This is a genomic window from Methylobacterium longum (assembly GCF_022179385.1).
GTDB lineage: Bacteria > Pseudomonadota > Alphaproteobacteria > Rhizobiales > Beijerinckiaceae > Methylobacterium > Methylobacterium longum.
Genome location: NZ_BPQS01000006.1, coordinates 194,109 through 217,017, shown reverse-complemented (window position 1 = coordinate 217,017; position 22,909 = coordinate 194,109). Strand labels below are relative to the sequence as shown.

Below are 22,909 nucleotides of genomic sequence, written 5' to 3'. Positions count from 1 at the left end.
ATCCCAGGAAATTCTGGAAACGGACGCATAAGCGCCTCTTAACATGTGGCAATTACACGTGATCGGACGTGCGATGCGGCGACCGGTGCGATGCGAGACCCCGACACAGCGGCGGACGGATACGAGCAGCCTCGGCAGGGACGCGCGGCGCGTCGGACCTTCGGGCTGACCACCACGATCCGGGGCCGGATCTTCGTCGCCTTCCTGGGCATGAGCCTGCTGTCGGGGGCGCTCGGGCTCTACGCGGTGATCGCGATCTCCCACATCGGGACGCTGATCAATCGCACGTACGACGAATCCCTGATGTCCATCAATTACGCCCGCGCGACGGCGGCCGATTTCGCCAAGATGCGGATGGCCTTCGCCCGGCGGATCAGCCGTCACGGCGCGGCCGAGACGGCCAAGCTCGACGCGGAGATCGCGGAGCTGTCGACGACGCTGGCCGAGGATCTGACGATCGCGGTCGAGCGCTCCCAGTCCGATCGGGCGGTCCGGACGGCCGGCGCGGTCCAGGCGGCGGTCGCCGCCTGGGAGGAGATGCGCCGGACGTTCGATCCCGCCACGGCCCGGCCGGAGCGCTGGGATGCCCTCGACCAGCAGGCCAGCGTGGTGGACAATCAGATCGACCTGCTGGTGAATCACACGGCGGGCGACGGCTTCACCTTCCGGCAGGCGGCGCGCACGCTGGTCGCCTGGGAGATGCGGCTCAACGCCATCGCGGCCGCCCTCGCCATCGTGACCTGCGCGCTCATCGCGTGGCTGCTCCACCGGCGCATCAGCGGGCCGCTGGCCGCGGCTTCGGCCGCCGCCGAGCGCATCGCCAGCGGGCGCCTCGAAGACCGCATCCCGGCGGGCGGTCGCGACGAACTGGGCAGCCTGCTGCAATCCATGGCGGCGATGCGCGACAACATCCGGGCCATGATGGCGCGCGAAGTCAGCCAGCGTCGCCGGGCCGAGGCGCTGGTCACCGATGCCCTCCAGACGTCCCGCGAGGCGGTGGTGATCGTCGACGCGGCCGGGCGCATCGCCCTCGCGAACGATCAGGCCCTGCACTTCTTCGACGGCCTCGAGGCCGCCATGGAAGCGGGAACCCGCCTGGACATGCCGGCCGGCGGACCCGAATCCGCCGAAGCCGAGGGCCTGGCGGATTGTTTCCGGGCGCTCGCACGGGATGGCGACCTCCGCCTCGACGACGGCCGCTGGCTGCGGGTCAGCCGCAGCGCCACCCAGCAGGGCGGGTTCATCGCGGTGTGCAGCGACATCAGCCTGCTGAAGGAGCAGGAGGATCGCCTCAGGCAGACCAACCTTCGTCTCGACGCCGCCCTCGACAACATGTCGCAGGGTCTCTGCCTCTACGACGCGCAGGACCGCCTGATGGTGGTCAACCGGCGCTACGGCGAGATCTACGGCCTTCCGCCGCGAGTCGTCGTCCCGGGGATGACCGCTGTCGAGGTCCTCTCGGCGAGCTTGGCGGCCGGCAATCACCCCGGCTGCGACCTGGACACGCTGATCCGGCAACAGGGCGAGTCCTACCTGAACGGTGTGTGGCGCACCCACTTCCAGGAGCTGGCCAACGGACGCATCGTCGCCATCGACCGTCGCCAGACCGCGGACGGCGGCTTCGTGGCCACCTACGAGGATGTCACCGAGCGCCGACGCGCCGAGGCGCGCATCGCGTTCCTGGCCCACCACGACATGCTGACGGGGCTGCCGAACCGCGTAGCCCTGAGCCAGCACATCGAGGCGGCGATGGCCCAGGCCGGGCGCGAGCACGGCTTCGCGGTCTTCGCCGTCGACCTGGACGATTTCCGGCCCGTGAACGAGACCCTGGGCCACGGCGTCGGCGATGAACTGCTGGCCGCGGTCGCCAACCGGCTCACCGCCTGCGTGCGCGAGATCGACTGCGTCGCCCGCCTGGGCGCCGACGAGTTCATCATCGTCCAGCGCGGCATCGACCGCCCGGAGGACGCCGCCGTGCTGGCGCGCCGCATCATCGAGGTGGTGGGTGCCCCCTACAGCCTGAGCAGCCACGAGATCAGCGTCGGGCTGACCATCGGCATCACGCTGGCGCCGGGCGACGGGTCCGGCGGCGAGAAGCTCCTGAAGAACGTCGAGGTCGCCCTCGACCGCGGCAAGGCCGAGGCGCGGGGCTCGTTCCGGTTCTTCGAGCCCGAGATGGATGCCCGTCTCCAGGCGCGCCGCGTTCTCGAACGCGACCTGCGCGACGCCCTCTCCCGCGAGGCCTTCGAGGTCTACTACCAGCCGATCTACAGCCTCGACACGGACCGGATCTGCGGCTTCGAGGCCCTGCTGCGCTGGAACCACCCGCAGCGCGGCTTCATCTCGCCGGCCGAATTCATCCCGATCGCCGAGGAACTCGGCCTGATCGTGCCGCTGGGCGAGTGGGTCCTGCGCCAGGCCTGCGAGGAAGCCACCCGGTGGCCGGACGGGCTCAAGGTCGCCGTCAACGTCTCGGCGGTGCAGTTCACGTCGGCGAGCCTCGTCACGGCGGTGCGCGAGGCCCTGCGCTGGACCGGACTGCCGGGCCGGCGCCTGGAGCTGGAGATCACCGAATCGGTGCTGGTGGCCAATCCCGGCGCCACAACGGCGATCCTGCACAGTCTCAAGGCGCTCGGCGTGCGGGTCGCGATGGACGATTTCGGGACCGGTTACTCGTCGCTGAGCTACCTGCGCAGCTTCCCCTTCGACAAGATCAAGATCGACCAGTCCTTCGTGCGGGATCTCTGCATCAAGGACGGGACGGATTTCATCGTCCGGGCCGTGATCGGCCTGGGCGCGAGCCTCGGCATGACGACCACCGCCGAGGGTGTCGAGACCGAGGCCCAGCTCGCGCAGCTGCGTGCCGAGGGATGCGACGAGGTTCAGGGCTACCTCTTCAGCCGCCCCGTGCCGGTCTCCGAGGTCGCCGCGGTGATCCTGCGCTGGAACGGGGCCAGCCGGGCCATCGCCTGAGCGGATCGAGGGCCTCGGCGACCGCGCTCCAGGGCGGTTCCCCGCCCCCGGCGCGCGGGACAGCGGCGGCGTCGCCCCGGAACCCGGCGCCGGTCGTCGCGCCGCCTCGCTGTCGAGACGGGAGCCGCCCGCGGCCCCGTGCCGTCCGTCCCGGTCCGGGTCCTGCTGTCGCGTCGTCCGTCCGGGACAGGGCCGGCGCGGGCCTGCCGCCCGCGCCCCCGCCCTACTCCGCCGCGTCGAGGCGCGGCCGCTCCACGTGGCTGCGCTCGGCCTTGACCAGCTCGGCCGTGCGGAACGCCACCTCCAGCGCCTGCTCCGCGTTGAGACGCGGGTCGCAGTAGGTGTGATAGCGGTCCTGCAGGTCGTCAGCGGTCAGCGCCCGGGCGCCGCCCGTGCACTCGGTCACGTCCTTGCCGGTCATCTCCAGGTGGATGCCGCCCGCGAAGGTGCCCTCGGCCCGGTGAACGCCGAAGAAGCCCTCGATCTCCTGCATGACCCGCTCGAAGGGCCGGGTCTTGTAGCGGCCCGCCGCCACGGTGTTGCCGTGCATCGGATCGCAGATCCAGACGACCTTGCGGCCCTCGCGCTCCACGGCCCGGATCAGCGCCGGCAGGTGGTCGCCCACCTTGTCGGCCCCGAAGCGGCAGATCAGGCTCAGGCGTCCGGCCTCGTTGTCCGGATTGAGCATGTCGATCAGCCGGATCAGGCCGTCGGCCTTCATCGACGGACCGCATTTGAGGCCGATCGGGTTCTTGATGCCGCGGGCGTATTCCACGTGGGCGTGGTCCGGCTGCCGGGTCCGGTCGCCGATCCACAGCATGTGGCCGGAGGTGGCGTACCAGTCGCCCGTCGTCGAATCGACGCGGGTCAGCGCCTCCTCGTAGCCGAGCAGCAGGGCCTCGTGGCTGGTGTAGAAATCGGTGGTCCGCACCTCCGGATGGGTCTCCGGATTGATGCCGATCGCCCGCATGAAGTCGAGGGCGTCGGTCATGCGGCCGGCGACATCCTGGTAGCGCGAGGATTGCGGCGAATCCTTCACGAAGCCGAGCATCCAGCGATGCGCGTTCTCCAGGTTGGCGTAGCCGCCGGTCGCGAAGGCGCGCAGCAGGTTCAGGGTCGCGGCCGACTGGCGGTAGGCTTCCAGCTGACGCCGCGGATCCGGCACGCGGGACTCGTCCGTGAAGCCGATGCCGTTGACGATGTCGCCGCGGTAGCTCGGCAGACTGACCCCGTCGAGGGTCTCGGTGGGCGAGGAGCGCGGCTTCGCGAACTGCCCGGCGATGCGCCCGACCTTCACCACGGGCGAGCCGCCCGCGAAGGTCAGCACCATCGCCATCTGCAGGAACACGCGGAAGAAGTCGCGGATGTTGTCGGCGGAATGCTCGTCGAAGCTCTCGGCGCAGTCGCCGCCCTGCAGCAGGAAGGCCTCGCCCGCTCCGACACGCGCGAGCGCGGCCTTCAGCTTGCGGGCCTCACCGGCAAACACCAGCGGTGGAAAGCTCGCGATCTGCGTCTCGACGGCACCCAGCGCGGCGGCGTCCGGATAGGCGGGCACCTGCTCGATCGGCAGATGTCTCCAGCTCTTCGGTGTCCAACGCTCGCCCATGACCTCTCTCCGCGCACCTTTCGTGCGACCGCGCTTCGTGCGCGAAGCGCGGCTTATAGAGGGGTTCCCGCCGCGTTGCGAGTGCCGGGCGTGCAGGGGCAGGCACGCCGACGCGTCAGGCCTCGCCGTCCTCGACCTCGATCCCGTGCTCGGCGAGGATCCAGAAGATGGCCTCGAGATCCTCCGCCGAGACGTCGCGGGGCGGCAGGGCCTCCTCAAGGTCGTCGTAGGTCAGGCAGCGGCTGCGCTGGGATTCTGCCTTGGCGAGGAGCTGGTCGATGGCGTGCCGGATGTCCGGCGGCAGCGCCTCGTGGCTCGGCGGCCGGTGGAAGGCCGGGCGCAGGGCGTCGGCCAGCAGGCCGTCGATGACCGCCTGTCGACGCGCATGCGCGTCGTCGCCGCCCCGTCCCTTGCCTGCGCCCTGCTTGCCCATGACCCTGATATGGCTCGGGCGAGCACCGCGTCGAGGGCCTGCGCCGCGGAGTCCTCAGCCGACGCCCACCGGATGCTTGGTGACCTCCGGGACCCGCATGGTCACGAGTTCCTCGGCGGCGGTGGGATGGACCGCGATCGTGCGGTCGAAATCGGCCTTGGTGGCGCCCATCGTCACGGCGATGCCCACCGCCTGGATGACCTCGCCGGCGTCGTGGCCGAAGATGTGGACGCCCACCACCCGGTCGGTGGCGCAGTCGACCAGCACCTTCATGAAGATCCGCTCCTCGCGGCCCGACAGGGTCGCCTTCATGGGGCGGAAACGCGCCTTGTAGACGTCGATCTTCCCGTAGACCTCCCGCGCCGCCGCCTCGGTGTGGCCGACCACGCCGATCTCGGGGGTGGAGAACACCGCGGTCGGGATCAGGCGATGGTCGACGCAGGCCGGCTTGCCGCCGAAGACCGTGTCGGCGAAGGCGTGCCCCTCGCGGATCGCCACCGGGGTCAGGTTGGCCCGGTTCGTCACGTCGCCCACCGCGTAGATCGACGGGACGCAGGTCTGGGAATAGGCGTCGACCGGGATCGCCCCCGCGGCGTCGGTCCCGATGCCCACCCGGTCGAGGCCCAGCCCGGCGACGTTCGGACGCCGCCCCGTGGCGACCAGCACCTGATCGACCGGGATCGCGCTGCCGTCATCGAGCTCGGCCCGGAGGCTGCCGTCGTGGCGCTCGATCCGCGTGAGCGTCCGCCCGAGCCGCAGGTCCATCCGGTGGCCGTAGGCTTCCGCGAGGGCATCCCGGACCTCGTCGTCGAAGCCGCGCAGCAGGCGGTCGCCGCGGTGCAGCAGGGTCGTCCGGCTTCCCAGCGCGGCGAAGACGCCCGCGAACTCCACCGCGATGTAGCCGCCGCCGATGACCAGGATCCGCTCCGGCAGGCTCTCCAGCTCGAACACCTCGTTGGAGGTGATCGCACCCTCGATGCCGGGCACCGCGGGCTCCTTCACCGGATGCCCGCCGACCGCCACCAGGATCCGTTCGGCCCGGACGGTCCGCCCCGATCCGACGAGGCGCACCATGTGCGGATCCTCGATCACTGCCCGCTCGGGCACGATCTCGACCCCGGCGCGGATCAGGTTGGCGTCGTAGATGCCTTCGAGGCGGGTCACCTCGGCGTCGCGGCGGCGCTTGAGGGTGCCCCAGTCGAAGCGGGGCTTCTCCACCGTCCAGCCGAAGCCGGCCGCGTCCTCGAACTCGTCGGCGAACCGGCCCGCGTAAACCATCAGCTTCTTCGGGACGCAGCCGCGGATCACGCAGGTGCCGCCGACCCGGTACTCCTCGGCGAGCATCACCCGGGCGCCGTAGCCGGACGCGATCCGCGCCGCGCGGACGCCCCCCGAACCGCCGCCGATGACGAAGAGGTCGACGTCGTACGCGCTCATGCCGAATCGTCCATCCCGGATCCCGTGATCGCGCCGGGCTTCGAGGCGGCGCGCATCCACGAGATGGCAGCGCCGAGCCCCGCCGTCCACCACGCGGCCCAGCCGTTGTGCTCGACGAACGCGATCGCCGCCGTGCCGGCGACGAGACCGAGGGCCGCGGCCCGGTCCGGCTGGGGCAGCCGGGCGATCCGGGCGAGGAGCAGCATCAGCGCGAGGCTGGCGAGGACCGCGCCGGGCAACCCCAGTTCGGCCCAGACCTGGAGGAAGCTGTTGTGCGGGTGCCCGACCCCGAGCAGGACCCGCATCTCGGGCGGGACCGTCCCGGCGACGGGTGTCTCGGCGAAGCGCGCGCTGGTGCCGACGCCCGCGCCCCGCCAGGGATCGGCGGCGACGCTCGCCCCGAAGCTCCGCGCGATGGCGACCCGCGCCCGCGACGAGGACTGGACGAGGCGCTCGTGGGCGGCCTCCGGCATGATGCGGGCCAGGAGATCGCCCTCGACCGGGGCGAGGGCCACCGCGAGGCCGAGGCCGAGGCCGGCCAGCCCGATCCCGATCCGCGGCGGCAGCACCCGGGCCAGGGCGAACATCGCGGCGCCGGCCAACAGGCCGAGCTGCGCGGCCCCGCTGATCGAGCGCAGCACCCCGAGCGCCGCCAGGGCGATCACCGCCGTCGCGGGGCCGCGGGCGCGCCGCCGCCACAGGACCAGCGCCACCGGGCCGGCCACGAGATCGAGCGTCAGCGCCGGCCTGTTGTGCACGAAGGCGGCGACGCGGCGCCCCAGCGCGCGTTCCAGGGCGAGATCGGACGCCAGATCCCCCGCGATCAGCAGGCCCGCGAGGCCGATCACGCCTGCGGCCAGGCGCGGCGCGAAGGCCGGGATGCGGCCGGGCGCCAGGGCGGCGAGCAGGTAGGCGGCGGCCAGGGTCGGCAGGAACTCGCCGAGCACCCGGAGCGCGCTCGCCGGGAACGGGGTCCAGCTCAGCGAGACGAGACACCAGGCCAGGAACGCCAGGGCCGTGCCCCCGAGCGCGCTCACGAGGGGCCGGAGGAGATGCTCCCGGCAGGCGGCGGCGTCCTCAAGGCAGCGCCCGGCCAGGAAGGCGAGCGCGGCGAGGCCGACGACCGCCGGGCTCGACCGGTTGGCGAGCACCATCGCGAGCGGCATGACGGCAAGCAGCCCGCCACCCGCCGCGTAGAGGCGGCCGGCCGCGACCATGCGGTCCGTCACCGTGACCCGCTCCCGGGCGCGGCCGTCCTCACTGCATCTGGTGTCCGCGCTTGCCCATCTCGGCGCGGACGCGGACCATCACGTATTCCGAGACGTCCTGCGTCCAGTCCTGCATCTCCTGCACCATCTCGTCGAGGAGCTGCGGCTGCGCCTCGACGTAGTGCTTGCCGGCGGGCGAGCGGAAGAAGGTTGCGATCTCCTTCAGCTCGGTCTCCGAGAACTTGGTCGCGTAGGTGCGCGCCGCGATGCCGATCATGCGCTGCTTCTGCAGCTCCATCTCCGGCTGGAGCGAGGCTAGGACCTCGTCGAGGTCTTTGGCGAGTTCGGGCCGGGTGACCGCCTGCTTGCGGATCTGCTCCGCGAAGGACGGCAGCACCGAATCGAACGAGCGGGCGATGCCGGAACTCAGCATCACCTCGCGGGCGAGCGCGAGGTGGCTCTGGGAATAGGTCTCGCCGGGCGTGTTGGCGGCCGCCGTGCCGGGCGTCGCGGCCGGCTTGGCGGGCGCGGGCTTGTTCGCCTGGGCGGAGGCCGCCTGCGGAGACGCGAGGAGCGCGAGGCCGAGCGCGGCGATGAGGCGTCGGGACATGCGGGGCTTTCTTGAGACGATGGCCTGAGGGGAGCGCGGCGCCTCAGGCGAGGCTGCCGAGAACGGTGACTTCGGCCGTCCCGTCGCGGGCGGCGGCCAGGATCGCGGCGTCGGCGATGCCGAGGAACAGGCCGTGTTCGACGACGCCCGGCACGGCCCAGAGCGCGGCGCCCAGGCCTTCCGGATCGAGGATCGTGCCGAGATGCGCGTCGAGGATATGGTGCCCGCCGTCCGTGACGACGGCGCCGCCGTCCGGCCCGTGCCGGAGGCGGACCGGGCCGGCGCAGCCGGCGCGTGCGACCGCCGCCTCGACGGCGCGCTGGGTGGCGGTGAGGCCGAACGGGTTCACCTCGATCGGCAGGGGAAAGGCGCCCAGCGTCGCGACCCGCTTGGCGGCGTCGGCAATCACCACCATCCGGCGGCTGGCGAAGGCCACGATCTTCTCGCGCAGGAGCGCGGCGCCGCCACCCTTGATCAGGCGCAGCTCAGAATCGACCTCGTCGGCGCCGTCGATCGTCAGGTCGAGGTCCGGCTGCTCATCCAGGGTGGCGAGGCGGATGCCGAGGCCCTCGGCCTGCAGGCGCGTCGCCTCCGAGGTCGGCACCCCGATGATGTCGAGCCCGTCGCGCACCCGCTCGCCAAGGAGCGCCACGAAGGCCGCGGCGGTCGAGCCGGTTCCGAGGCCGAGCCGCATGCCGGGCTCGACGAGATCGAGGGCGCGTGCCGCCGCCGCGCGGCGCAGGTCCGGCCCGCTCACCGCGCGGGGTTCCTGTCGGCGATGTCGGTCGAGGGAGCGCGCATCCTGTGCCGATCGTCCTTCCGCTGAGTCCGGCCGGCCCCTAGCATGGGACAGGTCCGATCGGAACGCCCGCTCCGACAATGCCGCGACAATGCCGCGTCACCGGCGGCCGGCGCGCGTCGGCCGCCTCAGGGGCGCCCGCCCTGCGTCGGCGTGGCGCTGGCCCCGGCGCGGCCGGGCGCCGAGCCGGTCAGCGGCGCGTCGGATCCGGCCTCGGCTCCGGGCTTGCCCTGCTGGGTGCAGACCACCTGCTCCTTCTTCACGAGCACGAAGCAGATGCTCATCTCGCCGGTCCGGTAGTTCACGCGGAAGACGCCGGCCTCGCGGCTGTGGCGGCTCGCCACCAGCCCGTATTCCGACGGGGTCTGGGCGCCCGCGCCCTCGCCCGGGCCGAAGCAGACGGTCTGGCCGATCCCGCCCACCGATTCCTGCAGGCCGTACTGGCAGGAGGTCACCTCACCGGTGACCTTGTCGACGCGATACATGCGGTTGAGGTCGGTCTGGGGCGCGGGCACGAACTCGTAGGACGCCGCCGCGGCCGGCAGGGCGTGGAGCGCGGCGCACACGGCCAGGAGGGGCAGAGACGGTTTCATCGCGGATCCCTCGGGGCGGGTGAACGCAGCCTCTCGCGCCGCTTTCGGGCGAGTCTGGGGCGTGGCGTCCCATATACCGGGCCCGTCCGGAAAGGTACCTGCACGCGCCCGGACCCGCGTCGCGGCGTCGGGTTGCTCCGCGTGCCGCGCACCGCTAGCGAGACCGGACCCAACAGGAGCCCCGCATCCATGTCCGCCGAACCGTCGTCCCGCCCGCCGATCGCCGTGTTCGACCTGGACGGGACCCTCGCGGAGACCGCGGGCGACCTGATCGGCACCCTCAACGTGCTGATGAAGCGTGAGGGGTTGGCCGAGCTGCCCCTGTCGCAGGCCAGGGGCCTGATCGGGGCCGGCGCCAAGGCGCTGATCCGGCGCGGCTTCGAGGCTGAGGGGCGCGCCCTCTCGCCGGAGGATCACGAGCGCCTGTTCGACGACTTCATCGCCCATTACGGCGACCACCTCGCCGACACGTCGCACCTCTACCCGGGCGTGGTCGAGGCCCTCGACGCGCTGGAAGCGGCGGGCTTCCGGCTCGCGGTCTGCACCAACAAGTACGAGGGACAGTCGGTCGAGCTGCTGCGGATCCTCGGCATCGGCCACCGCTTCGCGGCCATCTGCGGCCGCGATACGTTCCCGCAGTTCAAGCCCGATCCGCGCCACCTCGCCGGCACGATCGCGCAGGCGGGGGGCGACCCGGCCCGGGCCGTGATGGTCGGCGATTCCCGCACCGACATCGACACCGCCAAGGCGGCGGGGATCCCGGTGGTCGCCGTCACCTTCGGCTACACCGACCGCCCGGTCGCCGAACTCGGGCCCGACCGGGTGATCGAGCATTTCGCGCAGCTGTTCGAGGCGGTCGGCGATCTGGTGCCGGTGGAAGCCGCCTGACCGTCAGCGCAGCCAGGCGCGCAGGCGGGAGACCGCCTCGCGGCACTCGGCCTCCGAGCCCGCGAACGAGAACCGGACGTGGTGGTGACCCTCCTCCGGGTCGAAGTCGAGCCCCGGCGTCGCCGCGACATGCGCCTCGTCGAGCATCCGCCGGCAGAAGTCGGAGGCGTCGCCGGTGAGGTTCGCCACGTCGGCGTAGAGGTAGAAGGCGCCGTCCGCCGGGTGGAGGCGCCCCAGGCCGAGGCCGGGCAGCGCGTCGAGCAGGATCCCGCGGTTGCGCGCGTATCCGTCGCGCACGGCGTCCAGTTCCGCCGTGGCATCGAAGGCCGCCAGCGCGGCGACCTGCGAGAGGTAGGGCGCCGAGATGTACAGGTTCTGCGCCAGGCGCTCGATCGGGCGGACCAGCGCCTCCGGCACCACCATCCAGCCGATGCGCCAGCCGGTCATGCAGTGGTACTTCGAGAACGAGTTGATCACCACCGCGTCCGGATCGAACTGGAGGGCCGTGACGGTGGGCAGCCCGTAGCTGAGGCCGTGGTAGATCTCGTCCGAGATCAGTGGCAGGCCCAGGGCCCGGGTCGTCGTGCAGAGGTCGCGCAGGGCTGCCTCCGTGATCACCGTGCCGGACGGATTGGCGGGGCTCATCACCAGCACGCCGGCCACCGCGGCACGCGCGTGGGTCTCGCGGAGGAGGGCGGCCGTCGGCGCGAAGCGATCCTCGGCGCGCAGGATCATGGGCGCCGGGACGAGGTCGAGGGCCGACAGGATGTTGCGATAGGCCGGATAGCCGGGCTGCGGCACCGCCACGCGGGCTCCGGCGTCGAACAGGCTCATGAAGGCCAGGATGAAGCCGGCCGAGGATCCGGTCGTGATCACCACGCGCTCCGGACCGACCGCGACGCCGTGCCGCTCCGCGTAATCCCGGGCGATCCGCGCGCGCAGGGTCGGCAGCCCGAGGGCTTCCGTGTAGGGCACGCGGCCGGTGGCCAGGGCCGCCTGCGCGGCCGCGATCACCGCCTGCGGTGCCGGCGCGGAGGGCTGGCCGACCTCCATCCGCACCACGTCGCTCCCGGCGCGGGCCTTCGCGGCGGCGGCGGCCATGACGTCCATGGCGAGGAACGGCTGGACGGCGGCGGCGCGCCGGGAAATCGGGGTCATGCGGTTGCCATTCTGCGCCGGGCGAGGCCGGCCCCCCGGGGTAGCCCCTCGCGGTGCCAGCCTCAAGCGGAGGGCCCGCTGGGCCGCGTCAGGACCTTGGCCGCCTGGGCCCGGCCGCCCGTACCCTCGGCCGCAAAGCCGTGCCTGATCCCGCCCTTGCCGTCCCGCCTGTCGTCAGTGCTGGCTGAGCGCCTTGGCCCCGGTGCGACCGAGCCGGTCCTCTGGCCGGGCGCGGCCGCCCGGCTTCTGGATTCGGGCGCTGCCGGACCGACGGCGGCCGCTGTATCGCCCCGCGAAGTCGTCACCGGATTTGACCGGGTGCCGTGAAAACGCCAAACCCGGTTCCTACCGCTCGCCCCACGCGCGGGCCGGCTTGCCCCGCAAGCGAGGATCCATGCCGTTCATCCGCCCCCTGCCCGCTCTGATCCTCGCGCTCGGCCTCGCGGCCGCGCCAGCGCTCGCGCAGACCGCGCAACCGCCCGCGGCGGCGCCGTTCACGGACGCGCAGCGCGCCGGTATCGAGGCGATCGTCAAGGATTACTTGGTCAAGCACCCCGAGGTTCTCCAGGAAGCGCTCGCCGAGGCCGAGAAGCAGCAGACCGAGACGCAGCGCCTCGCCCAGGCCGCCGCTCTCAAGGAGTCGCGCGAGGCGCTGCTCAACGGCCCGCACGACGTGGTCGCCGGCAACCCGTCGGGCGACGTCACGCTGGTCGAGTTCTTCGACTATAATTGCGGCTACTGCCGCAAGGCGCTGGGCGACGTGCAGGCGCTGATCAAGTCCGATCCGAAGCTGCGGGTCGTGATCAAGGATTTCCCGGTGCTCGGTCCGGAATCCCTCGAGGCCAGCCAGGCTGCCGTCGCGGTGCGTCAGCAGCTTAAGGGCGAAAAGCTGTTCGAATTTCACCAGAAGCTTCTGGAATCCAAGGGCCGGGTGAACGGCGCCAAGGCCATCCAGGTGGCCAAGGACCTCGGCGTCGACACCGCCAAGTTGCAGAAGGACATGGCCTCGCCCGAGGTGAAGGCCGCGCTCAGCGAGAATCGCGGTCTCGGCGACCGGCTCGGCCTGTCGGGCACGCCGGCCTTCATCATCGGCGACGAGGTGATCCCGGGCGCGGTCGGCGTCGAGCCGATGCGCAAGACCATCGCCGACGTGCGTCAATGCGGCCACGCCTCCTGCTGAGCGGCAGGGTCGGCCCGCCGCATGACGGAAGGTGCTCCGCGTGGCCTTGTCGCGCCGGGCTGCCTTCGTCTAAGAGCCGCCAGCCGCAGGGCCACGGTCCAGCGCCGTTCCGGATGAACCGGGCGGCGCGCCGCGATACGAAGTAGGCCGGATGCCAAAGAACGACGCCATCGATCCCGAGCTCGTGCGCGAGCTCGCCAACCTCGTCACCGAGACCGGCTTGTCCGAGATCGAGGTCGAGAAGGGCGACCTGCGCATCCGCGTCGTGCGGCGGCTCGAACCCGTGAGCGTGCAGGTCGCGGCCCCGGCGCCGATGGCGGCGATCGCCGCCCCCGTGCCGGCGGCGCCCTCGGCTTCGTCCGCCCTCGCCCCCGCCGAACCCGTGCGGACGCAGCCCGGCAGCGTGCCGTCGCCGATGGTCGGAACCGCCTATCTGCGGCCCTCGCCCGACGCCAAGGCCTTCGTGGATATCGGCTCGACGGTCGCGGTCGGCGACAAGCTGCTCCTCATCGAGGCGATGAAGACCTTCAACGAGATCGTGGCGCCCCGCGCCGGCACGGTCACCGCCATCTTCGTGGAGGACGGCCAGCCGGTCGAGTTCGGCGAGGCCCTGCTCGTCATCAGTTAGGACGTCCGCCGGGCTCGCCGTTCAGTCCTGGAAGACGCCGCACAACAAGAGGATAGTGCCTCCTGCGCGGTTCGGATCGCCAGGACGCCCTAACGGGTCCGATGTTCGACAAGATCCTGATCGCGAACCGCGGCGAGATCGCCCTGCGCATCCTGCGGGCCGCGAAGGAGCTCGGGATCGCCACCGTGGCGGTCCACTCGACGGCGGATGCCGACGCCATGCATGTGCGGCTGGCCGACGAGAGCGTCTGCATCGGGCCGCCGGCCGCCCGCGACAGCTATCTCAACATCCCGTCCCTCATCGCGGCCTGCGAGATCACGGGCGCGGACGCGGTGCACCCCGGCTACGGCTTCCTGTCGGAGAATGCGCGCTTCGCCGAGGTTCTGGCCCATCACCAGATCGGCTTCATCGGCCCCAAGGCGCAGCACATCCGCACCATGGGCGACAAGATCGAGGCCAAGCGCACGGCGCTGAAGCTCGGCATCCCCTGCGTCCCCGGCTCCGAGGGCGGCGTCGAGGATGCCGTCACCGCCAAGCGGGTCGCCGCCGAGATCGGCTACCCGGTCCTGGTCAAGGCCGCGTCGGGCGGCGGCGGGCGCGGCATGAAGGTGGCGCGCACCGAGGCCGATCTGGAGCAGGCGATCGGCATGGCCAAGTCCGAGGCGAAGGCGGCGTTCGGCGACGACGCGGTCTATCTGGAGAAGTACCTGGAGAAGCCCCGCCACATCGAGGTGCAGGTCCTGGGCGACGGGCGCGGCGGCGCGGTCCACCTCGCGGAGCGCGACTGCTCGCTCCAGCGGCGTCACCAGAAGGTCTGGGAGGAAGGCGGATCGCCGGCGCTCAACGAATCGATGCGCGCCGAGATCGGCGGCATCTGCGCCAACGCCATGAAGGAACTCGGCTATCTCGGCGCCGGCACCGTCGAGTTCCTGTACGAGGACGGCCGGTTCTACTTCATCGAGATGAACACCCGGATCCAGGTGGAGCACCCGGTCACCGAGATGATCACCGGCATCGACCTCGTCATCGAGCAGATCCAGGTCGCGTCGGGCGGTCCGCTGTCGGTGTCGCAGGCCGACATCAAGGTCGAGGGCCATGCCATCGAGTGCCGGATCAACGCCGAGCACCCGGAGACCTTCCGCCCGTCGCCGGGCGAGATCACCCACTACCACACGCCGGGCGGTCTCGGCGTCCGGGTCGATTCCGCCGCCTTCCAGGGCTACCGGATCCCGCCGCACTACGACTCGCTGATCGGCAAGCTGATCGTCCACGGGCGCACCCGCAACGAGTGCCTGATGCGCCTGCGCCGCGCGCTGGACGAATTCGTCATCGACGGCGTCGACACGACCCTGCCGTTGTTCCGGACCCTGGTTCGTAACGCGGACGTGCAGAACGGGCTTTACGACATCCACTGGCTGGAGCATTTCCTGGAAGACGGCGGCATGAAGGCCTGACCGGCTCAGGCCGGATCTGCGGCGACCGCGCCCCGCCCGGGCTCTGGTCTTCGCGCCGCCCGCGCGCGACACTGAGGCCATGCACGATCCCAGCCGCGTGGACATCACCCCCGAGATCCTGCTGAAGGCCTACGCGGCGGGCATCTTCCCGATGGCCGAGGATGCCGACGACCCGACCCTCTACTGGGTCGAGCCCAAGGCGCGCGGCGTCCTGCCCCTCCACGATTTCCGCGTGCCCCGGCGCCTCGCCCGGACGGTGCGGTCCGACCAGTTCGAGGTCCGCTGCGACACGGATTTCCACGGGGTGATCGACGGCTGCGCCGCGCCGCGCCGGGACAGCGAGCGCACGTGGATCAACGGGCGGATCCGCGACCTCTACGGCGCGCTCTACGATCTCGGCTACGTCCACACCGTGGAGGTCTATGCCGGGGAGGACCGCCGCCTCGTCGGCGGCCTGTACGGCGTCTCCCTCGGGGCGGCCTTCTTCGGCGAGAGCATGTTCCACGAGGTGCGCGACGCCTCGAAGGTCGCTCTCGTCCACCTGATGGGCCGCCTGCGCGCCGGGCGATACCGGCTCGCCGACACCCAGTTCGTCACCGAGCACCTCTCGCAGTTCGGCGCCGAGGAACTGCCCCGCCATATCTACAAGCGGCGGCTCGCCGAGGCCCTCGAACAGGCCGCGGATTGGCACGTCTGGCCCTGCGACGGCTCGGTCAGGGGCGCCCGGGTGCTCGCGGCCCTCGGGAGCGGCGACGAGGCTTAGGCGCCGCGACGGGTGCGTCCGATGGCGCCGCGCTTCCGGGGGCAAGCTGTCGGGCCGTCACGGCCGGCCCCGTCCGACCCGAGGCCCTCAGGCCGAGCTTCAGGATGAGGGTGGGCTGGAGCGTCCGCCCATGGGTCCGAATCCCGGCACCGGACGCGTTTCAGGGTTCGGGATCTGTCCTATCGGAACAGCGCGTCGAACAGGTTCTGCGGCTGCTGCTGCACGGGTGGCGGCGCCGGCGCCGGGCCCTCGTTCGACGGGAAGAATTTGCGCGACGGCTTCTGGCGGGGCTGGACCGGCACTCCGCGGGGGGCCTCCACGTCCACCTGGCCGGCGGCGTTGAGCTGCTGGGCGGTCTTCGTGGCGTCCCGGCCCGGGCGCTTGGCCTTCTCGGGCTTGGCCGCGACGGCGGGAACATCCTCCTGCTCCTTGGCCTCGGCGATCACGTCGCTGCCGCCTTTGCAGTCGACCAGCCACACGTCGTAGATCGGATGCTCGATGGCGTGCAGGCCGGGGCTCGACGCGAACATCCAGCCGGTGAAGATCCGGCGGTACTTGCTGTCGAGGGTCACCTCGTCGACTTCGAGGAACGCCGTGGTCTTCACGCTCTCGGTGGGCGGCCTCGTGTAGCAGACCCGCGGGGTGAGCTGCAGGGCGCCGAACTGCACGGTCTCGTCCACCGCGACCTCGAACGACACGATGCGGCCGGTGATCTTGTCGAGACCGGAGAAGACGGCGGTCGGGTTCTTGATCTTGTCGGCGGCGGCCGGGCTCGCGCAGAGAGCGAGCGCGAGGCTCGGGGCGAGCACGCGGCGTGCGAGGGTTGTGATGCGGCTCAAGGCTCGGACCCCTAGACGAGGGTGGCCGGCCGCGCCGTCAGGTGCGCGGCGGACGTTCGGGATTGGCCCGCCATGAACACCGCAACGGTGGCGGCAAAAGGGCGCCGCAGCGGCCGGAGCGCCGCGTCCTACTCGCCCGGCGTCCAGGACACGTAATCGCCGGTGGTCGCCGGCCGCTGCCCCCAGGAGAGCTGCGATCCCGCGGGCCGGTAGGCGTTCGGCGTCCCGGTCTGGTTCTCGACGTGGGACTTCTGCCACGCGCGCGGCTCGTAGGTCTCCTCGCTCGGGGCCACGTCGACGTTGTGGCAGAGCCAGCCGCGCCAGCCCGGGGGCACCTTCGAGGCGTCGGCGTAGCCGTTATAGACCACCCAGCGCCGCTCCGAACCGACCGAGCGGTCGATCAGGGCGCCCTCGGCCTTGTAGTACTTGTTCCCGAACTCGTCCTCGCCGACGAAGATGCCGGTGCGCGCGGTCTGCATGGCGAGGGAGACGGTCTGACCGTTCCACCACGTGAAGACGCGCAGCAAAGTGTCCTTCAGCGCCATCGCCGATCCCGAGGTCGTGCCGCGCCGCCACGGCGCGTCTGGGCGCCGTTATGGTCAGCGCGCACGTCCAAGTCCAGCCGCCTGGCGGTTGTGTCGCTCTCCGGCAACGCACCGACTCCGGATCGGGCCTTCCGCCGCACCCGATGGACCCCGGCTTCGCGTTGCGCTGTGAATCCAAAATTTTCCCGAGGCGATTCCGGGAAGCCGGAAGGACACTTATCCGGACCGCCCGGGATATCCACAGGCTTTTGCGAGCCGGCACAACATCTAGCGTGGAACAGAGTCGCCGCACACCACTTGTTGACGTGAGTGGCTTGGCGGCGGTAGTGTCCCTGCATCGGTCGCGCCCTTGAGTGGTGCGTTAGAGCAGGGCTGGCCGTTCCAAGATTCGATTCGCGGATCCGCCTCGCGCCCGGCCTTCGGGCGCGGCGGACTCCGAGTCCCATCATCGGGCACAGACCCCGCTTCGAGGCGGGGCCGGGACCGTCGTGTCCCGTCGGGAGAGGTGTGTTTCATGCGGTTCGAGCGTCGCTACACCACGGCCGGACAATCGCCCTATTCCGGCATCCCCTTCCGCAAGGCGCTGAGCGAGATCCGCAACCCGGACGGATCGATCGTCTTCCGCCTCGACGGCATCGACGTGCCGGAGAGCTGGAGCCAGGTCGCGAGCGACGTGCTCGCGCAGAAGTACTTCCGCAAGGCGGGCGTGCCGGCCCGGCTGCGCAAGGTCGAGGAGAACGCGGTCCCGTCCTTCCTCTGGCGCGCGGTGCCGGACGACGCGGCGCTGGCCGAACTCCCCGAGGATGAGCGCTTCATCTCCGAATCCTCCGCCACGCAGGTCTTCGACCGGCTCGCCGGCTGCTGGACCTACTGGGGCTGGAAGGGCGGCTACTTCTCGTCCGAGGACGATGCCGCGGCCTTCATGGACGAGCTGCGCTTCATGTTCGCCCGCCAGATGGTGGCGCCGAACTCGCCGCAATGGTTCAACACCGGCCTGCACTGGGCCTACGGGATCGATGGCCCGAGCCAGGGCCATTATTACTGCGACCCGAAGACCGGCGTGCTGACCAAGTCGGCCTCGGCCTACGAGCACCCGCAGCCGCATGCCTGCTTCATCCAGTCGGTCCAGGACGACCTCGTCAACGAGGGCGGCATCATGGACCTGTGGGTCCGCGAGGCGCGGCTGTTCAAGTACGGCTCAGGCACCGGCTCCAACTTCTCGATGCTGCGTGGCGAGAACGAGAAGCTCGGCGGCGGCGGCAAGTCGTCGGGCCTGATGAGCTTCCTCAAGATCGGTGACCGGGCGGCCGGCGCGATCAAGTCGGGCGGCACCACCCGGCGCGCCGCCAAGATGGTGATCGTCGACATCGACCATCCGGACATCGAGTCCTTCATCGACTGGAAGGTGAAGGAGGAGCAGAAGGTCGCCGCCCTGGTGACGGGCTCGAAGGTGGTCTCCAAGCACCTCAACCTCGTGATGAAGGCCTGCACCCAGTGCGAGGCGGAGGGGGACGCCTGCTTCGATCCGGAGCGCAACCCCGCCCTCAAGCGGGAGATCAAGGCCGCCCGCCGCGCCTCCGTGCCGGACGCCTACATCAAGCGCGTCGTGCAGTTCGCCCGGCAGGGCTTCACCAAGATCGACTTCCCCGTCTACGACACCGACTGGGACTCGGAGGCCTACCTCACGGTCGCGGGCCAGAACTCCAACAACTCGGTCTCGCTGACCGACGACTTCCTGCGCGCCGTCGAGGCGGATGCCGACTGGAGCCTCCAGGCCCGCACCACCGGCAAGGTCACCAAGACCCTGAAGGCCCGTGAGCTGTGGGAGCGGATCGGCGAGGCGGCCTGGGCCTCGGCGGATCCGGGCCTGCACTTCAACAGCACGATGAACGACTGGCACACCTGCCCGGCCGGCGGGCGGATCCGGGCGTCGAACCCGTGCTCCGAGTACATGTTCCTCGACGACACGGCCTGCAATCTCGCCTCGGCGAACCTGCTGACGATGTACGACCGGGAGACCAAGCGCTTCGACGTGGAGGCGTTCGAGCACCTCAACCGCCTCTGGACGGTGGTGCTCGAGATCTCCGTGATGATGGCGCAGTTTCCGTCGAAGGAGATCGCGGAACTCTCCTACCGCTACCGCACGCTGGGTCTGGGCTACGCCAACATCGGCGGCCTGCTGATGACCATGGGCCTGCCCTACGATTCGGACGCCGGCCGGGCACTCGCCGGCGCGCTCACGGCGATCATGACCGGCGTCGCCTACGCGACCTCGGCCGAGATGGCGGCCGAACTCGGCACCTTCCCGGCCTATGAGGAGAATGCCGACGCGATGCTGCGGGTGATCCGCAACCATCGCCGGGCCGCGCACGGCGAGGCGGAGGGCTATGAGTTCCTCAACGTCGCGCCGGTCGCCCTCGACCACGCCAACATCCCGCAGGCCGATCTCGGCGACCATGCCCGCGCCGCCTGGGACCGGGCGCTGAAGCTCGGCGAGGAGCACGGCTACCGCAATGCGCAGGCCACCGTGATCGCGCCCACCGGCACGATCGGCCTCGTGATGGACTGCGACACCACCGGCATCGAGCCCGACTTCGCCCTGGTGAAGTTCAAGAAGCTCGCCGGCGGCGGCTACTTCAAGATCATCAACCAGGCCGCGCCGGACGCCCTGCGGGCCCTGGGCTACCGCGAATCCGAGATCGCCGAGATCGAGGCCTACGCGGTCGGTCACGGCTCCATGGGGCAGGCGCCGGGCGTCAACCCGACGACGCTGCGCGCGAAGGGGTTCTCCGACGACAAGATCGCCGCGGTGGAGAAGGGCCTGAAGTCGGCCTTCGACATCAAGTTCGTGTTCAACCGCTGGACGCTCGGCGACGACTTCCTGACCCAGACCCTCGAGGTCCCGGCCGAGAAGCTGTCGGACCCGACCTTCGAGCTGCTGCCCTTCCTCGGTTTCTCGAAGAAGGAGATCGAGGCCGCCAACACCCATATCTGCGGGGCGATGACGCTGGAGGGCGCGCCCTTCCTCAAGCTCGAGCACTACGCGGTCTTCGATTGCGCCAATCCCTGCGGCCGGATCGGCAAGCGCTACCTCTCGGTGGAGAGCCACATCCGCATGATGGCGGCGGCGCAGCCCTTCATCTCGGGGGCGATCTCCAAGACCATCAACATGCCCAACGACGCCACGGTGGAGGATTGCAAAGCGGCCTACCTGCTGTCCTGGCGCCTCGCCCTCAAGGCGAACGCCCTCTACCGCGACGGCTCGAAGCTGTCGCAGCCGCTGAACGCCGCCCTCATCTCGGAGGAGGACGACGAGGCGGACGAGGGCATCGAGGCGCTGCTCCAGGCGCCGGCGGCCGCCAAGGCCGCGGCGGTGGCGGAGAAGATCGTCGAGCGGGTGATCGAGCGCGTCGAGCGGATCCGGTCCCGCGAGAAGCTCCCGACCCGCCGGAAGGGCTACACCCAGAAGGCGGTGGTGGGAGGCCACAAGGTCTACCTGCGCACCGGCGAGTACGACGACGGCCGCCTCGGCGAGATCTTCATCGACATGCACAAGGAGGGCGCGACCTTCCGGAGCCTGATGAACAACTTCGCCATCGCGATCTCGCTGGGCCTCCAGTACGGCGTGCCCCTGGAGGAGTACGTCGAGGCCTTCACCTTCACGCGGTTCGAGCCGGCCGGCTTCGTGCAGGGCAACGACGCGATCAAGAACGCGACCTCGCTCCTCGACTACGTGTTCCGGGAGCTGGCGGTCTCGTATCTCGGCCGTGCCGACCTCGCCCATGTCAGCCCCGCCGAGATCGGCGGCACGGTGATCGGCGGCGGCGAGAGCGGCGACACGACCCGCGAGGGTCCGAAGCCGGCGCCGGCCTCCTCGGTGGTCTCCCGCGGCCTGCTGCGCGGCTCGGCCGACCGTCTGACCCTGATCCAGGGCGGCCCGGCCGGCGGGACTGTCGGCGTCGGCGCGGTGAGTGCCGGCCAGTCGGCCCCGGCCGGCGGCGTCGTCCACGCGATCCGCGGCAGCGCGGCGCTGAAGGCCGAGCCGGCGGCTGCCGGCCACGCCGAGACCATCGCCGACACCCTCCCCTTCGCCAAGGCGGAGCGGAGCGTCGCCGACCGCCGCGCCGAGGCGAAGATGAAGGGCTATGTCGGCGAGGCCTGCCCGGAATGCGCGAACTTCACGCTGGTCCGCAACGGCACCTGCCTGAAGTGCGACACCTGCGGCGGCACCACCGGCTGCTCGTGATCGGAGCCGTCTGATCCGGCGGGCGAGCAGCGCAGGCTGCGCGCCCGCCCGGAAACCGTGTCGAACGCGTCCCGGCGGGGCGCGGTCGGCCACAGCGTCCGGACGACCGACGGCGATGCGCCCGAACGGGCACCGGACCTTACGACCGCCCGTCGCACCGGCCGCCATGCCGCGGAAAACCGGGAGCGTCCGCAGGCATTTCGCTGGAATACCAATTCCCGCTACCCGCCGGCGCCCTCTTGCACTAGCCTGGCCGCAGGGTTCGGCCGAAACGACCGGTTGGGCTCACCCATCCCGTACGGGGGCCCCATGCGTTCAGGCGACACCAAGACAGTTCGTGGCGGTTCCACCCGCCGGAAGCTCCTGCAGACCGGCCTCTCGGTCGCTGCCCTCGGATCGCCCCTGGTCTGGTCCCGCTCCGCACGGGCTGAGGCCGGCGAGCTGCGCATCGCGAAGCAGCCCGGCCTGTCCTACCTGCCCGCCGTGATCGCCGAGAAGCTCGGCCTCGTCGAGAAGCACGCGAAAGCCGCCGGGATCGACAATCTCCGGGTGAGCTGGACGCGCCTCACCAACGGCGGCGCCAGCAACGACGCGCTGCTGTCGGGCGGCGTCGACATGGTCATCAGCGGCGGCCCCAACATGCTGATCATGTGGGGCAAGACCAGCGGACGGGTGAAGGGCGTCGTGGCGACCGGCGCGCTGCCGATGAAGCTCGTCACCAACAATCCGAACGTGAAGGCGCTGAGCGATTTCGGGCCGAACGACCGCATCGCGGTTCCGACCATCCGGGTCGGGACGCAGCCCGTCGTGCTGGGGATCGCCGTCGAGAAGCAGTTCGGGGCCGGAGCCCTGGAGAAGTTCAACGCGATGACCGTCGGGATGGGTCACCCCGACGCGATGATCGCGCTCCAGAACAAGAACAACGGCGTCACCGCGCACTTCTCCCAGCCCCCCTACCAGGACCAGGAGCTGGCCATGCCGGACGTCCACGAGGTCCTCGACTCGGTGGCGGTGATGGGCGGTCCGCTGACGAACGGCTGCGTCTACAGCACGACCACCTTCCACGACGCCAATCCCAAGATCATCGCGGCGTTCGTCGGGGCCATCAAGGAGGCCATCGCGCTTATCGAGACGGACAAAGCGGCGGCGGCCGGGATCTATCTCGAGATCAACAAGGAGAGCATCTCCGCGGACGCGCTCGCCGCCCTGATCGCGCGGCCCGGGATGGTGTTCTCGGCGGCGCCGCAGAACCTCCTGCCCGCCGCCCAGTTCTTTTCCCGGGCCGGCTACATCAAGCAGAAGCCGACCAGCTGGAAGGAATTCTTCTTCGAGGAGGTCCACGATCTCCCCGGAAGCTGAAGCGCCGGCGCGGATCCGGCCGTCCTGACGGGCGCATCGACGAGGCGGGTGGGTTGGAGGGCGCCTCCGGCCGCTCGCGTCCGGCGTCGCAGATCGCTGGCGGGGACGATGGCGTCCGCCCGATCCTAACGCGGTCCTTATAAGTTCACCCCCGCGGCCGTCTCGAACCCTCACGCGGTTCGGGGCCATT

18 protein-coding genes are annotated in these 22,909 nt (G+C 70.9%); 8 read left to right on the top strand and 10 right to left on the bottom strand.

What is annotated here, in order from left to right:
* Positions 1 to 90 precede the first annotated feature (90 nt).
* Positions 91 to 2,973 carry an EAL domain-containing protein gene (locus MFF58_RS08180; protein ID WP_238286537.1) on the top strand — a complete coding sequence of 961 codons (2,883 nt, stop codon included), beginning with the start codon at positions 91 to 93 and terminating at the stop codon, positions 2,971 to 2,973.
* Between the two features lie 223 nt (positions 2,974 to 3,196).
* Here MFF58_RS08180 and MFF58_RS08175 read toward each other — a convergent pair whose 3' ends face one another.
* From MFF58_RS08175 to MFF58_RS08145, 7 genes are all read right to left on the bottom strand, one after another.
* Entirely contained in the window at positions 3,197 to 4,579 is a 1,383-nt protein-coding gene (locus MFF58_RS08175) for a class II 3-deoxy-7-phosphoheptulonate synthase (protein ID WP_238286535.1), read from the bottom strand.
* A gap of 115 nt (positions 4,580 to 4,694) precedes the next feature.
* Positions 4,695 to 5,012, bottom strand: a complete 318-nt coding sequence (locus tag MFF58_RS08170; protein WP_238286534.1) for an RNA polymerase sigma factor region1.1 domain-containing protein — start codon at positions 5,010 to 5,012, stop codon at positions 4,695 to 4,697.
* A 54-nt stretch (positions 5,013 to 5,066) separates the two neighbouring features.
* On the bottom strand, positions 5,067 to 6,449 hold the full coding sequence (gene gor / locus MFF58_RS08165) for a glutathione-disulfide reductase (protein ID WP_238286533.1): 1,383 nt from the start codon (positions 6,447 to 6,449) through the stop codon (positions 5,067 to 5,069).
* Positions 6,446 to 7,666, bottom strand: a complete 1,221-nt coding sequence (locus tag MFF58_RS08160; protein WP_238286598.1) for an O-antigen ligase family protein — start codon at positions 7,664 to 7,666, stop codon at positions 6,446 to 6,448. The genes gor and MFF58_RS08160 overlap by 4 nt, the downstream gene beginning before the upstream one ends.
* A gap of 40 nt (positions 7,667 to 7,706) precedes the next feature.
* The gene (locus MFF58_RS08155; RefSeq protein WP_238286531.1) at positions 7,707 to 8,267 is read right to left on the bottom strand and encodes a DUF2059 domain-containing protein; all 561 of its coding nucleotides are present in this window, start codon (positions 8,265 to 8,267) and stop codon (positions 7,707 to 7,709) included.
* 43 nt (positions 8,268 to 8,310) lie between these two features.
* Positions 8,311 to 9,024, bottom strand: coding sequence for a ribose-5-phosphate isomerase RpiA (gene rpiA / locus MFF58_RS08150; RefSeq protein WP_238286529.1), 714 nt, complete (start codon positions 9,022 to 9,024; stop codon positions 8,311 to 8,313).
* 170 nt (positions 9,025 to 9,194) lie between these two features.
* Positions 9,195 to 9,659 carry a hypothetical protein gene (locus tag MFF58_RS08145; RefSeq protein WP_238286527.1) on the bottom strand — a complete coding sequence of 155 codons (465 nt, stop codon included), beginning with the start codon at positions 9,657 to 9,659 and terminating at the stop codon, positions 9,195 to 9,197.
* A gap of 189 nt (positions 9,660 to 9,848) precedes the next feature.
* On the opposite strand from MFF58_RS08145, the gene MFF58_RS08140 reads away from it, so the two are divergent.
* A complete protein-coding gene (locus MFF58_RS08140; protein WP_238286526.1) occupies positions 9,849 to 10,547 on the top strand; it encodes an HAD family hydrolase in 699 nt (232 codons plus the stop codon).
* A gap of 3 nt (positions 10,548 to 10,550) precedes the next feature.
* Here MFF58_RS08140 and MFF58_RS08135 read toward each other — a convergent pair whose 3' ends face one another.
* Positions 10,551 to 11,705 carry an aminotransferase class I/II-fold pyridoxal phosphate-dependent enzyme gene (locus MFF58_RS08135; protein WP_238286525.1) on the bottom strand — a complete coding sequence of 385 codons (1,155 nt, stop codon included), beginning with the start codon at positions 11,703 to 11,705 and terminating at the stop codon, positions 10,551 to 10,553.
* A 394-nt stretch (positions 11,706 to 12,099) separates the two neighbouring features.
* On the opposite strand from MFF58_RS08135, the gene MFF58_RS08130 reads away from it, so the two are divergent.
* From MFF58_RS08130 to aat, 4 genes are all read left to right on the top strand, one after another.
* On the top strand, positions 12,100 to 12,885 hold the full coding sequence (locus tag MFF58_RS08130) for a DsbA family protein (protein ID WP_238286524.1): 786 nt from the start codon (positions 12,100 to 12,102) through the stop codon (positions 12,883 to 12,885).
* 151 nt (positions 12,886 to 13,036) lie between these two features.
* Positions 13,037 to 13,513, top strand: coding sequence for an acetyl-CoA carboxylase biotin carboxyl carrier protein (accB, locus tag MFF58_RS08125; RefSeq protein WP_238286523.1), 477 nt, complete (start codon positions 13,037 to 13,039; stop codon positions 13,511 to 13,513).
* A 101-nt stretch (positions 13,514 to 13,614) separates the two neighbouring features.
* A complete protein-coding gene (gene accC / locus MFF58_RS08120; RefSeq protein WP_238286522.1) occupies positions 13,615 to 14,967 on the top strand; it encodes an acetyl-CoA carboxylase biotin carboxylase subunit in 1,353 nt (450 codons plus the stop codon).
* 79 nt (positions 14,968 to 15,046) lie between these two features.
* The gene (gene aat, locus MFF58_RS08115) at positions 15,047 to 15,730 is read left to right on the top strand and encodes a leucyl/phenylalanyl-tRNA--protein transferase (protein ID WP_238286521.1); all 684 of its coding nucleotides are present in this window, start codon (positions 15,047 to 15,049) and stop codon (positions 15,728 to 15,730) included.
* A gap of 179 nt (positions 15,731 to 15,909) precedes the next feature.
* Here the strand turns inward: aat and MFF58_RS08110 are convergent, their stop codons facing one another.
* Both MFF58_RS08110 and MFF58_RS08105 read right to left on the bottom strand, forming a co-directional pair.
* Positions 15,910 to 16,569 (bottom strand): DUF2155 domain-containing protein, encoded by a 660-nt coding sequence (locus MFF58_RS08110; protein WP_238286520.1) that lies wholly within the window; start codon positions 16,567 to 16,569, stop codon positions 15,910 to 15,912.
* A gap of 128 nt (positions 16,570 to 16,697) precedes the next feature.
* Complete coding sequence (locus MFF58_RS08105) at positions 16,698 to 17,114, bottom strand: NADH:ubiquinone oxidoreductase subunit NDUFA12 (protein WP_238286519.1); 417 nt, start codon at positions 17,112 to 17,114, stop codon at positions 16,698 to 16,700.
* Between the two features lie 514 nt (positions 17,115 to 17,628).
* Between MFF58_RS08105 and MFF58_RS08100 the strand changes: the two genes are divergently transcribed.
* Positions 17,629 to 21,360: a vitamin B12-dependent ribonucleotide reductase gene (locus tag MFF58_RS08100; protein WP_238286517.1), complete on the top strand. Its 3,732-nt coding sequence runs from the start codon at positions 17,629 to 17,631 to the stop codon at positions 21,358 to 21,360.
* 309 nt (positions 21,361 to 21,669) lie between these two features.
* Positions 21,670 to 22,719 carry an ABC transporter substrate-binding protein gene (locus tag MFF58_RS08095; RefSeq protein ID WP_238286516.1) on the top strand — a complete coding sequence of 350 codons (1,050 nt, stop codon included), beginning with the start codon at positions 21,670 to 21,672 and terminating at the stop codon, positions 22,717 to 22,719.
* The last annotated feature ends 190 nt before the right edge of the window (positions 22,720 to 22,909 follow it).

Coding starts and splice junctions, on each gene's coding strand:
- MFF58_RS08100 (WP_238286517.1), top strand. CDS start 17,629: ATGCGGTTCGAGCGTCGCTACACCACGGCCGGACAATCGCCCTATTCC.
- MFF58_RS08170 (WP_238286534.1), bottom strand. CDS start 5,012: ATGGGCAAGCAGGGCGCAGGCAAGGGACGGGGCGGCGACGACGCGCAT.
- accB (WP_238286523.1), top strand. CDS start 13,037: ATGCCAAAGAACGACGCCATCGATCCCGAGCTCGTGCGCGAGCTCGCC.
- MFF58_RS08145 (WP_238286527.1), bottom strand. CDS start 9,659: ATGAAACCGTCTCTGCCCCTCCTGGCCGTGTGCGCCGCGCTCCACGCC.
- accC (WP_238286522.1), top strand. CDS start 13,615: ATGTTCGACAAGATCCTGATCGCGAACCGCGGCGAGATCGCCCTGCGC.
- gor (WP_238286533.1), bottom strand. CDS start 6,449: ATGAGCGCGTACGACGTCGACCTCTTCGTCATCGGCGGCGGTTCGGGG.
- MFF58_RS08105 (WP_238286519.1), bottom strand. CDS start 17,114: ATGGCGCTGAAGGACACTTTGCTGCGCGTCTTCACGTGGTGGAACGGT.
- MFF58_RS08140 (WP_238286526.1), top strand. CDS start 9,849: ATGTCCGCCGAACCGTCGTCCCGCCCGCCGATCGCCGTGTTCGACCTG.
- MFF58_RS08130 (WP_238286524.1), top strand. CDS start 12,100: ATGCCGTTCATCCGCCCCCTGCCCGCTCTGATCCTCGCGCTCGGCCTC.
- MFF58_RS08135 (WP_238286525.1), bottom strand. CDS start 11,705: ATGACCCCGATTTCCCGGCGCGCCGCCGCCGTCCAGCCGTTCCTCGCC.
- MFF58_RS08160 (WP_238286598.1), bottom strand. CDS start 7,666: ATGGTCGCGGCCGGCCGCCTCTACGCGGCGGGTGGCGGGCTGCTTGCC.
- aat (WP_238286521.1), top strand. CDS start 15,047: ATGCACGATCCCAGCCGCGTGGACATCACCCCCGAGATCCTGCTGAAG.
- MFF58_RS08180 (WP_238286537.1), top strand. CDS start 91: ATGCGAGACCCCGACACAGCGGCGGACGGATACGAGCAGCCTCGGCAG.
- MFF58_RS08175 (WP_238286535.1), bottom strand. CDS start 4,579: ATGGGCGAGCGTTGGACACCGAAGAGCTGGAGACATCTGCCGATCGAG.
- MFF58_RS08155 (WP_238286531.1), bottom strand. CDS start 8,267: ATGTCCCGACGCCTCATCGCCGCGCTCGGCCTCGCGCTCCTCGCGTCT.
- MFF58_RS08095 (WP_238286516.1), top strand. CDS start 21,670: ATGCGTTCAGGCGACACCAAGACAGTTCGTGGCGGTTCCACCCGCCGG.